The 13186-nt window shown below is 41.4% G+C and carries 11 protein-coding genes; 1 reads left to right on the forward strand and 10 read right to left on the reverse strand.

Annotated features, from left to right (window positions below):
- Nucleotides 1-373 precede the first annotated feature (373 nt).
- The 9 genes from CD039_RS10315 to CD039_RS10355 form a co-directional block, all read right to left on the reverse strand.
- Complete coding sequence (locus CD039_RS10315; RefSeq protein ID WP_103372245.1) at nt 374-1357, reverse strand: FecCD family ABC transporter permease; 984 nt, start codon at nt 1355-1357, stop codon at nt 374-376.
- Nucleotides 1354-2352 carry a FecCD family ABC transporter permease gene (locus CD039_RS10320; protein ID WP_002471975.1) on the reverse strand — a complete coding sequence of 333 codons (999 nt, stop codon included), beginning with the start codon at nt 2350-2352 and terminating at the stop codon, nt 1354-1356. Before CD039_RS10320 ends, CD039_RS10315 begins: the two co-directional genes overlap by 4 nt.
- Entirely contained in the window at nt 2342-3283 is a 942-nt protein-coding gene (locus CD039_RS10325) for an ABC transporter substrate-binding protein (RefSeq protein ID WP_103372246.1), read from the reverse strand. Before CD039_RS10325 ends, CD039_RS10320 begins: the two co-directional genes overlap by 11 nt.
- 95 nt (nt 3284-3378) lie before the next feature.
- A complete protein-coding gene (locus CD039_RS10330) occupies nt 3379-4503 on the reverse strand; it encodes an alanine racemase (RefSeq protein ID WP_103372247.1) in 1125 nt (374 codons plus the stop codon).
- Nucleotides 4490-5653: an MFS transporter gene (locus CD039_RS10335; RefSeq protein ID WP_103372248.1), complete on the reverse strand. Its 1164-nt coding sequence runs from the start codon at nt 5651-5653 to the stop codon at nt 4490-4492. Before CD039_RS10335 ends, CD039_RS10330 begins: the two co-directional genes overlap by 14 nt.
- A complete protein-coding gene (locus CD039_RS10340) occupies nt 5640-7325 on the reverse strand; it encodes an IucA/IucC family protein (protein ID WP_103372249.1) in 1686 nt (561 codons plus the stop codon). Before CD039_RS10340 ends, CD039_RS10335 begins: the two co-directional genes overlap by 14 nt.
- The gene (locus tag CD039_RS10345; RefSeq protein ID WP_240595151.1) at nt 7313-8911 is read right to left on the reverse strand and encodes an IucA/IucC family protein; all 1599 of its coding nucleotides are present in this window, start codon (nt 8909-8911) and stop codon (nt 7313-7315) included. The genes CD039_RS10340 and CD039_RS10345 overlap by 13 nt, the downstream gene beginning before the upstream one ends.
- A 205-nt stretch (nt 8912-9116) precedes the next feature.
- Nucleotides 9117-10037, reverse strand: coding sequence for an ABC transporter substrate-binding protein (locus CD039_RS10350; RefSeq protein WP_103372250.1), 921 nt, complete (start codon nt 10035-10037; stop codon nt 9117-9119).
- Nucleotides 10034-10870: a class I SAM-dependent methyltransferase gene (locus CD039_RS10355; protein WP_167386265.1), complete on the reverse strand. Its 837-nt coding sequence runs from the start codon at nt 10868-10870 to the stop codon at nt 10034-10036. The genes CD039_RS10350 and CD039_RS10355 overlap by 4 nt, the downstream gene beginning before the upstream one ends.
- 122 nt (nt 10871-10992) lie before the next feature.
- On the opposite strand from CD039_RS10355, the gene CD039_RS10360 reads away from it, so the two are divergent.
- Nucleotides 10993-11685: an alpha/beta hydrolase gene (locus tag CD039_RS10360; RefSeq protein ID WP_103372252.1), complete on the forward strand. Its 693-nt coding sequence runs from the start codon at nt 10993-10995 to the stop codon at nt 11683-11685.
- A gap of 215 nt (nt 11686-11900) precedes the next feature.
- Here CD039_RS10360 and CD039_RS10365 read toward each other — a convergent pair whose 3' ends face one another.
- A complete protein-coding gene (locus tag CD039_RS10365) occupies nt 11901-12860 on the reverse strand; it encodes a hypothetical protein (RefSeq protein WP_103372253.1) in 960 nt (319 codons plus the stop codon).
- Between the last annotated feature and the right edge of the window lie 326 nt (nt 12861-13186).

A 13186-nucleotide genomic window follows, 5' to 3' on the forward strand; every position in this document is an offset into this window, starting at 1 on the left:
TATTAGGAACAAACACTCTAATCCCTCGAAACACCCAATTAAACCTAACCCAAACTACACAGAGGATATTGTGGTTGTGAGTAGAAAAATTAGAAGAAATAACCTAAGAACACCGCAATACAAGTAAAGGGCCGGCGTGACTCTTGAAGGATCAAGGTCGAAGCGAAAATCCAGTAATAATGCGCAATAAGCATTATTACTTAGTTGAGCAAGACCCCTTAAGAAAGCATCGCCGAGCCCAATACGCAGTATTGCATATTAGGAACAAAATCCATATTCCTACGAATACAAATTAGTACAAAACACATTATTCCTACGAACCAACACATCAAAAAACCCGCAGACACAATCCATCTGCGGGCACCACATCCATCTATTTTCTACTTTTAACCAACAAATACATAAAGAAAGGAGAACCAATCAACGCCGTAAAGATACCCGCCGGCACCTCTTTCGGCAAGAACAACGTCCTACCAATCAAATCACTAACCAACAAAATCATCGCACCAATCAACGCACTACACAACATACGCGACCTAAACTGATGTGCACCCATACGCATCGCAATATGCGGCGCAATCAATCCCACAAACTGAATACCGCCGACATAACTCATCGAAATACCAATCAAGACACTCATCGAAATCAGCGCAAACACCGAAATAAATTGATAACGCACACCGAGCGCATCAGAAATATTTTTACCTAAATAGTGAATATCCATCGAACGAGAGTAATACGTCAACGCAAACATCACGACCGCGAGCACAATCGTAATCAAGATCGCCTGATAATACTCAGCTTGATGGACAGAGCCCGTAATCCAAATCTGTGCCTGACCACTACGCTTGTTTGACGTCAGAATCAAGAACATGATAATCGCCTGACAAAGAATGTTAAAGCTAACCCCAATCAAGATAAGACGATTACGTTTATAGTTCTTGCGTAAAGCTAAGAAATATAGCAATGCCGTAATCACAATCGCACCGAGCATGGAGAAGATCGGTTGGTATTGAATCGGCATCAATAGCGCTTCTGTACTCGTCGTCAACACGATGAGAAAGACGAGGGAGCCCACGTTTGCACCTTGTGAAATACCGATAACGTCCGGTGAAGCGAGCGGGTTCTTCGTGATGAACTGCAGCACACACCCTGCTACACCGAGCGCTGCACCAGTCACTATCGCTAAGAAGACTCTCGGCAGTCTTAAATCTGTTACTACCAAGTTCGTGTAAGCATCGGCACTGTTAAAGAGGCCACCAATAACATCTTGTGGCATGAGCACATGGTCACCGAGCATCAATGTGAGTAAGGTCGTCAACAACAATAATACGGTTAAGATAATTAATCGCTTCATTCTGTTAACTCCTTACGTTTTAAGATGAGATAGATAAATACCGGTGTTCCGAGCAGAGCTGTCGTAATCCCCACTGGAATCTCACGCGGCATCAATAGATAACGACTCAAGATATCACTGAGCATCAATAGACAACCGCCGAGCAAGCCCGACATCGGTATGATGATAAAATGATTGTGCGTTCGACAGAGCAGTTTCGCCACGTGCGGTGTAATCAAGCCGACAAAGGCAATTGGACCTGCGAGTGCAACAGCAGAACCACTCAATAAGACGACCGCAATCATTGTGATGACTTTAATGGATAGAATCTTAGCACCTAATCCTTTTAAAGCATCCTCACTTAAAATATATAAATTCAGTTGACGTGCCATATACATAGAAATGATGAGGCCAACGACGATAAACGGCCAAATATACATCAAGACGTTGAGATGCTTGTTCGCCACAGAGCCGTTGAGCCAACTGATAATTTCCTCAATCGCTGACTCGTTGTAGACGAGTAAACCTTGCGTAACTGCCATACAGAACGCGCTAATACTCGCGCCAAAGAGGGTTAATTCCATTGCGGTAAAAGGGCGTAACGGCAAGCTTGTCGCTAAGATAATCATCGTCGCAACGATAATCGTACCGAGGAAAGCCATAAATGCGAGCTGGAACGAACCGTTGATGCCGAAACCAATCAACATGATCACGACCATTAAACTCGCACCACTGTTTACACCCATGATACCTGGACTCGCGAATGGGTTACGTGTAATGGTTTGGATCATCACACCACTAATTCCCATTAAAACGCCGACAACCCCGCCCAATACTGCGCGAGGTAGTCGTAATTGCGTTAAGATACGTTGATCTTTGATCTCTTGACCTAAGATCAGATGTTTCCACACGTTTACGAATGAGAAGTGTTTATACCCCAACATCATACTCAAGACAAAGAGTACGATAAATAATCCAGTAAACGCGAGAAGCCACCAAATGTATCTATTTTTCATTTAACATTTTGTCCTTCACTTCATCGATCATTTGATTTGCAGATAACACACCGCCAGAAGTGTTCCAAACTCCGTCATCTACTTTATATACATGACCTTTCTTAGAAGCTTTCAGTTTCTTGAATTCTGGATCATTAACCCAATCTTTCTCTAGTTGTGATACTTTCTTATCTCCATCTTGGAAGGTGAAGTAGAAGAGGTAATCTCCATCCATCGCTTTAATACGTTCTTTTGATAAGCCTTTTTCAACAAAGTCATCTTTTTCTTGGCCTTTCGGACGTTTAATACCTAATTCTTTAAGTACGATACCAGTGAATGTACGTTGATGGTAGATACGTACGTCACCAGGCATGAAACGAACGATTGAAACAGATTGATTCTTCTTGTCGCCAAGTTCTTTCTTCACTTTATTCACGTGATTGTCGTAATCTTTGAGTACTTCTTTACCTTTCTTCTCTTTACCTAAAGCTTTCGCGTAAAGGTTGAAATTCTCTTTCCAGTCACCGCGGAATTCTTTAGAGAATACAGTTGGTGCAATCTTAGAAAGTTTTTTATATTGTGCTTCTTGTCTGAATTTATTACCGATGATTAAATCTGGTTTCAACTTCGCAATCTTCTCTAAATCTAAGTCACTTTCGCCGCCCACAGGTTTAATGCCTTTGTATTTGTCTTTCAAGTGTGGGTACCAAGGATCACCTGCGTATGAGTTCGCTGCGCCTACAGGTTTCACGTCCATCGCTACTGCTGCTTCTGTCCCTTCGTTAGTCAACATAACTACGCGTTTCGGATGTTTAGGTACTTTAGTCGTTCCCATTGCGTGTTTGATCTCACGCGTATCCTTATCCTTGCTTGAAGATTTACTATCATTGCCACCGCCACATGCAGCAAGCATTAATACGAGTATCAATAGTACAGGTATTAACCTTTTCATTATAACTCCCTCTTTCTATGTATAGTTATTTAAATAAAAAACAGATGATATTCATTCTCAATTATAGCTAAGTGAGAACTCTTGTCAACTGGAAATTAAATAAATTTTATTTTCGGGAGATTGTGGGATAAGAATTGTAAGTGACTAATGTCGTAAGCATAGCTTCCAGCACGTTTAAAAATGACCCAATCCCCCGTCTTGAGTGACTTGATCGAATACGGCGGTCCAAAGACATCATTAGGTGTACATAGTTTACCTGCCAATGTGACTTGCTGATTCTCGATAGATTTCACACGCGGAGATGTTGTTTCAGTAGGCAGAATGTCTAGTGGGTGGTTGTGATACCATGCTTTTGGAAAACGAAAGTGATTCGTACCTCCGTTAAGTAAAACGAACGTTTCACCATGCATCGTTTTAATATCATAAACATTCGCCGCGTAATAGCCGATCGGTGCCGTGATAAAGCGACCCAGCTCGAAAGTAAGTTGCGGGAGGGTCTTGATTTGAGATACAAAGTATTCAAAGTCGAATTGCGTCTCGCCTTCGTAATTGATGCCAATCCCACCTCCAACATTAATCGCGTAGTCTGCCGGCAGTCTTAAACTGTATTTTTGCGCGAATGCAATAGCATTTTTAATAAAATCAACATGGGCTTGCTCGTCTAAATTATTACTCATGGAATGAAAGTGAAAGCCTGTAAGTTGCAGTTCTGGCGTTGCGTCGCATATCTCAAGCGCCTCTTCTAAGTCCTCGTAAGGCAGTCCAAATTGCGTTGGCACGCCAGCCATCTTGAGCTTGGCCGACGATTCAATGTTGCTTAGATTAATGCGCAACATTACTTCGACTGAGCGCTCAGAGTCCGCTAATAAAGATTGCAGCGCATCAAGTTCATAGAGACTTTCCACTTGAATAGACTTCACATGATGTTCTAAAGCATAAGCAAGATTGCCTCTTGTCTTAACAGGACCTCCATAAATCATAGGCACCGTCGCTGAAACTGCGCGCACTTTCTCAATCTCACCCGGAGAGGCAACCTCGAAACCCGCTACATAGGGTGCGAGGGTTTCAAGGATACGAGGATGAGAATTGGCTTTTACCGCGTAATAAATGGAATGTTTCGTCGTCGAAGTGAGCCAGTGAATACGTTGCTCTAACGTCGTTAAGTCATAAATATAATAATCTTGTTCAGGATCAGTAAGTAAATGTTTAATACTCTCCATAGTCATGCTCCTTTGTAAACATCAGTAAGACACATAAGAGTGTCAGTATTAATCCAACGATCATCGTCACGTATACGACGTGGAGACCGAGGTGCTCGAAGATAAAGCTAAGCAAGATACCTCCGAGTGGGATGAATCCTTTGTCCATCATCGAAATCGATAGTACAGAGCCACGATATTTCGGCTCCACCCATTTCTGTACGAGAATACGATTCGTTGTTCGGAATGCTTGAGATGCAAAGCCCATTAAGATTAACACGATGGCATAAAGCCAAGCTTGATGAATGAACATCAATGGCACAATTGAGACGATAAACAGTATCGACCACAAGCGCAGACTTCTGAGGCTCCCTTGGCGTTCAGAACGCATAAAGATGAGCAGAATCAGAATAGAGCCTGCCGCAATCATTGCTGTAAAGAGTGAATAAATCATCGTATGGCGACCGAATTGTGCATCGACAATGCTTGGCAGCATGATGGTATAAGAGAAGCCAAATAGCATCGCAAACACGCTTGAAATCATCAACAGTACGATGACGGGTTGAGACTTTAAGTAAGCGCCAATCTTGTGTCGTTCTTTCTTCTTACGGTGAACTTCCGGTAGTACGCGATTCAGTAAGATCACACAAATACTGCCAATAATCGGTAAAGCTAAGACGATGTATGAGCTAATAGCACCGAGTAAGATTCCACCGATAAACGGACCGATTAAACGTGAAACATTGAGAATCAAGGCGTTGAGACTAATCGCTTTGTGTAGCTTTTCCTCAGTAACAAAGCTCGGAATTAAGGCATTGCGTTGAATCGTATCAATCGCTTGGAAGAACGACCGAGCCATGATGATGACTAAGATGAGATAGATATTCCACTGTTGCCAGAACGCACCGACGACGCCGATAGTTAGAACGATATTCGCTAGATGGATCAAATACATGAGTTTCGTCGAACTGATGCGATCGATCATTTTACCTATCACAAACGCAAAGACGAGCTGCGGAATCAAACGGGCAAAGTTGATATACGCGATATAAATCGCACTTCCCGTGAGCTGCAGCGTAATCCAGTTCAACGCAATGATGTCGACCCAGTCGATCGTCCGCGCGAGACACTGAGCACTGATGAAACGGGTATACGGACTAAACTTGAACATTACGCGCCACCAACAACGGGTTCGCCCGCTTCACATAAATATCCTGACTCTCTTCCGCAATTCGCATCGTGAGTAGTGCTTTCTCATTAATCGTCTCAGTGTAAAAGGCAGAGCGATCCGCTTCGACATGCGTTAATCCTTGCGCTTCGAGATCATCAAAGATCCTTTGGAAAATAGCGTTGATATGTTGCCATAACGTGGAAGCCGCGTAACCATAGTCTTGGCTAAAGTGAGTGACCAACGTTTGGAGATGGTTGCTAATCAACGTGTTCTGTACTTTCTCGTACATCCCCTCCGTCGTCGCATTCGTTAAAGCTTGAGTGAGTTCCACCCATTCAGGAATGCGTGACCCGTCAATACGCAAGCCACCAAAGTCACGGACATGGAGACGCGTCGGCATCCCATGCTGAAACTCAAATGACATATTCTGAAGATGGGCTTCTAAACCTACCCCATATTTCGTCATTAAAGTTACCGCCGTTTCAACGAGCAAGCGCGTATACTGCTTAAACCACGCTAATGGTTGATGGAGTGATTGCGCCATATCCACAAGGGTCGTATACACTTTCTCACCTGTTTCATTCCGCTCAAACAGACACGTAGCCGTATAGAGCGACGCATTGACCGGAATATATTGCGCATTATTCTCGCGCAGAATAAAGGACAGGTTACGCTGCTTATCTTCTTGTGAATGGCGATACGTCATGCCGCCGTATTCTTGAACAGGAAAGCTAATATCTGCTAAGCGTGCGTCATTGTTGTAAATATATTTAAAATATTCACCGATATTTCGCGAATTAATAATGCTATTATTACTAATCGAACGAATCGTTGAGGTCATTTGCGAATTAACTGGCAACTTCAGAATCGGTGTGACACCATCAATTGGGCAGACCGTGCGGAAAGACGACGTACTTTTGACGAGACCACCACGGTGTTTGAGTAAAATAATGTCGTTGTTGGCGATTTCTTCGGCGTAAACGTGTTCGAGTACATGTTCAAATTGATAAGGATGCACTGGTATTAAGTCATAGTTGGTTGGAATTTCTGCTAAATAACCACTGAAATCGACGAGCGTTTGCATTTCTGTTTCTGATAAATTGTTAAACAACAGCCCTCTTTTTACGAGAATCCAGTTTAATTTGAAGGCTTGATTATACTCTGGCGAATATTGCATCACTTCCTGGAAAGACAGCCCAAGTTTCGTCTTTGCACACGGATGTATGTTGTGTCCTTGAATGACGTATTGCTCGCCTTGTAGCAACGGATGGTCACTCTTCGGCATATTCTGACAACACGTGATGCTCATCGCTTGATTGATAAGGTGATTCTCGATTTCGACTTTAAGTTGGTCATAGTCATAATTGCCTTTACTGAGTTGACTTAACCAATTGATGAGCTCTAGTGGATCTTGTAAGACTTGCGTGTCTCCGTTGTGATGGAGTGTGAGCTTCTTCGTATCTTCCTCAAACTCTAGAAATATTTCCTGGGAAATGTAGAGCCGTTTCATTTGTGGATGCTGTTCTACACGATGAATCGGCGGCGTTAGCTCATCAAATAGACACTTCACTAACTTAGTAAACGTAATATCAATACTCTCTTGAATACAACTTTCCACGTAGCTGCACTCATACCGGCACGTGTGCGCAAAGACTTCATTTATCCATTGCATGTCGTTGTCGCTCCTTTCTTGTATAAGGGATTGTTGACGTACGTATGTTGGTAATCATAGCCATCTTCATAAATGCGCATCTTTAAGAGTGACTTAATTCGAAATGTAGGTTGTTGCAATAAATCAATTTGTGGCTGATAACGTTCGTTATAATTTCGAATCTGTTCACGAATGATGTAGTAGCCGATAGAAGGTTCGTAACCATACTGCTCGAGTACACGGATAAGTTGGAACAAATGGTTGTATAGTACTGAATGTGAGAATACTGCAAGTAGTTCATCAAAGTCATCTGTGATAAGACCAGTAGAACCATCAATATCGACATCTCTATTGAAGAGACGTACTCCACCGAAGTCACGTACATAAATTTTTGTCGGCAGGCCATCTTGAATTTCAATCGTACTATTCTGCATGTGCGCTTCGAGACTTATTCCCTCTTCTAGAAGCAGACGATACGTCGCTTCGAGTATGACGGCAGTGTATTGTTCAAGAAATTGCGTAGTCGCCGTTTCAAAAGAGAGATTTTGGCGTTCCATTAAACGTTCAATACATTCAATCAAGATGTGTTGATCAGTGATAAAGCTTTTCGTAATCAAGCTCGCACAAACGAGATGATGTGTTTGGGGCGCTTGCGTCGTTTCAGGGAGCCGTTCACGTAGTAAATAACTCACTTTATTCGCATGTTCTTTGTCGATATTTAAAAATGCGCCTGCTACATCCTTCTGAATCGCGCTATGATGATAATCACCTTTAGCGTAGATTTGCGATACCGCTTCACTAAGTGCAATACCATTGCGAATGGAAGCTGGCGAAACATTACGCACGGCACTTGTCGCTTGGACATTCACCGCCGTTTTCACAATGGCGTTAAACTGTGGCACGTCTAACGTTCTAAACGACAATAATGGTCGTGCTGAAATAGCATGTTGATAGAGTGGAATGAGTAGTTCTTGTTGTAGTAACTCCGGGTATTGTTGTTGAACGAAGTGCTCCAGTTGCCATTCGTGAAGAAAGAGCATCTCATAACGTGAAATATCAATATTCTGCGTTGATAACTCATTCTGAAGTTGTTCGAACCACTGCGTATATTCTGAGCTGACTATTGAGTTGGAAGGATGAATTTGTGTCACGAGTTCTGACGCACAGAGCACTGGAATGATCTGCGCTTGTTGTCTAAATTCTGGTGAGAAAGTGATGACCTGTTCAGGATTAAATCCTAACTTCGTCTTCGTCATCGGATGGAAGGGATGCCCTTCCGTAACGCTCTGCTCAAAGAAAGTATCGTCTAAACCTTCGCCTTGCACGAAGTCAAAGATATCTTTGTAGTGTGGACTGTAGCGCTCACGATCTTGTTGATATTGAAGATAGCTGAGCGTGAGGTTCTGTTCTGAGTTGGCGAGTTCAGCTTGGATGCGGTCATCCGATTCTAGCTGAGTGAGGTCGAGTTGTTCGAACTCTGCAAGTTGACGGACACGTTGCTGCACTTCTTGTTGTGCTTCCGCCTCAGCTTGGTGTAATTGTTTGTCTGTTACTCTAGGAAAATATTTATGTATATCGCTCAATTGAGCGTTCCTTGTTAATTTCAAAAAATCACTATCCTTTGTCTATTTATGATAATGAGAATCGTTATCAATTATATAGAACTCATGCTATTTGTCAATGCACTTTTATAAATTTAGCAATTAAGTGGAATTTGTTTTTGAATTTTGAAGAATTAAAAAATGGAGCGAGACCGAAATCGACTTGATTTCGTAGTCTCACTCCTGCGTGTTAATTTATAGCGTTCTATTTTTATTTCATTTCTTTCAAAGCTTTGTAGAAAATCTCGCGTTGTTTTTCGAGTGAAAGTGGATCGTTATATTGTGTTTCTGAAACATCGAATTGAATGACACGATGATTTTTAACGGCATCTAAATTCTGCCAGTAATTCGTATTCTCAAATGAAGGTTGATGGTCACCTTGTTGTGCTATAACAGCAATATTACCAATGTAATCTTTGAATAATTCCGGTTTCAAAGGTGTCGCAAACTTAGTTTTAGTCGCTTCAGCAAGTTGATCTGGCTGTTTCAAACCATAGCCCTCATAAATAATTTCTGTTCCGCGTCCTAGATGGTTGCTAAAAGCCATAATTCCTTTCGGCGTCTCTTGAACTACAGACGCTGTCTTATCTTTAATAAACGGCGCTAACTCTTTCTTATCTTTCGCTAATTGTGCGTCCCAATCTTTCAACCACTTGTCAGCTTTCTGCTCTTCACCGACAAGTTTCGCTAAATTCTTGGTATTATCTTTATATGTTGATTTTTGAGCGTCAAAAGTCACGGTTGGTGCCACTTTCTTAAGTTTCTTCAAATTCTTATCTTCGACAGTCGTAATAATTAAGTCAGGCTTCTCTTTGACTACCGCTTCAACATTGGTGTTGTCTATTCGCTTAATCCCTTTAGTCGCTTCGTTTAGCACCTTATTCTGCTCTACAAACTTCGGTACTGCCACAGGTTTATGGCCGAATTTCACCAATGCACCTACATACGTTGGGTGTAAGACAACGATACGTTTCGGATCGGTAGGTACTTTAACTTTATCACCATTATCAGAAGTATACGTTTGCTGCGAGGCGCCTTTATCTCCTTTTGAGGAATGATTCTGTTTGCTAGTTGTGCCACACGCTCCGATAAATAACATGAGACATAGCACGACGACGAGTAATTTTTTCATATTCCACTCTCCCTTTGTTCAATAATGACAATTTTATTATTCATACGCTTTTTCAAAAACGGTATCCATCTGCACAATCCAAACCATTTCCACCGACGAGAGTGATAATCAAATAGGCTATGCTCTGAAGTGACACGCAACGTTCGTGGAAGTATTTTTACGAAATCAGATAAGCGATTATAACCATATTTGAACCGTGGCCTTGAATCTAATCGAGAGACAGTAGGATGATAATGCGTGTGTTCGGCCATGAGCTGCGAACAACATTCCACAATCATCTGCAGTTGATGTGCATTAAGCTTCTGACTGACGAAATTGAAAAACTGCTGCACTTCACTATGCTCAAAGTACATCATCACACCTTCAATAATGATGAGGATGTCACTGTTCTCGGTATACGGTGGCCACGTCCTCACATCATCCATCCACGTCTCATCTAACAACGATTTCGCTATAAACCGGTTCAATTCAGTTTCTTGGAAAAATTGCTTCCTGAGCAAAATAACATCAGGGACATCCAAATCAATCCACGGTATGTCCTCTAGATTTAAGCGTTGCCTTCTCGTATCTAAACCACATCCGATATTAATGATAAGAGGCTGCTTCGCTTGTTCAATAAAGCGTCTAACGAGTTGATCGATTAACCACGTTCGAACACTTATACCGACCTGTGTGATCCATGAGGCGCTAAACTTATCAAAGTCGTAATCTAACTTAGCCATGATCCTCTGAGATATCGGGTCTTTGATAATAGCGTGAGCTTTCTCGGTTTCGTAACTTCGTGCTGCTAGTGGAATCAACAGCGATTCAGGTATGCCTTGCAGTTGTGTCATAGCTGTTCTCTCCTTTGAGTAAGGTACAATGAAAAAGTGTATGTATAGTTTGATATTGATAATCATTTTCAATTATAGCATAATAGGAACTATCCACAAGCATTAATTTGGGAGGCCATGTAATGAAACAGTTTGTATTTCACTTCGACAAGGACGGTTATCACATTACTGTTAAGTTACCACGCAGTTATTATCAAGCATGCGATAGTCGTTATCCTGCATTAATCGTTCATGACGGCGACGATTTGTTTAGAAAGTTAAAAAGTGAGATTATTTTTATCGGAATCGAATCACCTGAACGTGCACACGACTTTACCCCTTGGGCAGCTCAAGTGAATGGCCGTGAGACAAAGGGACAAGCAGACCAATATTTAGGATGGCTGGTGGAAACGTTAATTCCTGATTTACGTGCACAATTTCGTATTTGCGACAAACGAGAGAAACTGGGTATTAGCGGTGCTTCATATGGTGCACTCGTTGCGTTATACACGCTTTATCGCTATCCAGAAACTTTTGGCAAGTTCCTGCTTATCTCACCGTCTCTTTGGTACCCTAACTTTATTGAATTTATGGAACGTGAAGCGCCCATTTCTACAGCAGTCGACGTCTATTGGTATGTGGGTTTGAAAGAGGGTATACGTCACACACATCGTCTTAAAGAGATGGTTCCGAATAGTTTAGAAGGTCAACGCTTATTAAAATCATCTCTACAACATCCTGATGCCTCATTATACTTTGAAACATCGCGTCGTGGCATTCATCGACAGCGCTATTTTAAGAAATACTTTAAACGTGGCGTTTGTCAGTTATTCTAGTTATGCGAACACATAGAAGAGCTTCAACCAGAAGGATAACTTAGACGTCCCTGTCTTTATCGTTCGAGTTGAAGCTCATATTTTAAAAATGTATTAAGGAGGATTTGTGAGATTTCATTTCCACTCATGAAAGCGCGCAATTAAACAATTTTTAGACTACCCGGTGTCTTAAATTATTATTTTTATGCGCTAATTTTCTTATTCGCACCTCACAATTACTCATTTACTTCGTCTTTAACTTTCACATGTTTGCGTGCTACTTCATTCCCATTTTGATCATATTTTACAATCTGACCATCCTCTGCCGGTAAGTATGACCCTAGTAATTCTCCATCTTGATTACGATATTTCATCGTCCAAACTTCTGGATGCTTTGGATCATCAAAACTTACGTTGTCCCATAAATACTGATTATCAATAGGATGGCCCTCAAAGTCTTGAATCATTTGGTAGATTTGAGAACGCATATGCGCCATCGTTGTAGGTAGAGCAGCCGCACTGTCCGTGTCAGGTTCTTGTTTCGCTTGTGTCACTTTTTTCGTCAGTTCAGGCCAAGCGCGATGATCCTTATATTTATCATATAGATCTTTAATATTTACTTCTTCACCATTTTTGAGCAAATCATTGTAGTCAACGACCGTCGTTTGTGTTCCGCCAATAAATATTTTAGAATCATTCACCCCGATGATTGACGCTGCGTCCTCTACACCTGGATATAGCGAATAGAACTTCATCCCGTCCGGCGCATTACTCACATTGAGTTCCTGCTTTAATATTAAATGATTAATAATATAATCCATTTTACCCGCAGGTGCATTTGCCGTGTAGAAGCCTGTGAGAACTTCATTTTTCGTCAATATATGTTTTTGTTTCGTTTTTGCATAAAATGCCAAAGCAAGACGCTGATCTTCTGACAATTGAGAGAGCGCATCTGCTTGATTGGATTGCGCTTGCTTATCTTTATGGCCTTGGGATTTTTCTGCCTCTTGATTATCTTTCTTTTTAAATTTTTGATGCGCTTTCTCTTCGTGGTGCTTGTGGGTTTCTTTATGTGCTTGAGTCTCTTTGTGTTCTTGAGTCTCTTTCTTTGTGTGTTGCCCGTCATTTTCATGACTTTGGCCACATGCCGCAAGTAATAGTAAAGCTGTACCACTCGTTAATAGAAATTTTTTCATCGCTGTAACCTCCATACTTTTTTCTTTTACAGGAAAAGAGATATTTCCTTTGTGTAAGCCTTTTCATTTTAATTATACACAACTCTAGATACGTTGAAGTAATTAATCTATTTACCCTCAAGGATAGTCTCTGTTGGTAGGAGAAAGCGCACCAAATTTATAGTAAAAAGCTTCAACATCATGACATGTCACCTTTTAAAAAACGGCAGAAATTCCTCAAGAATTTCAAAACACATCATTCGAGTTGAAGCTTAAGTTTAGCCTATTCAATTTTGAGAAAAATCCTTAACTCCTTAGTTAAACTTTTATCTTGTTCCAATGCTACT

The organism is Staphylococcus argensis (genome assembly GCF_002902305.1).
Taxonomy (GTDB): Bacteria; Bacillota; Bacilli; order Staphylococcales; family Staphylococcaceae; genus Staphylococcus; species Staphylococcus argensis.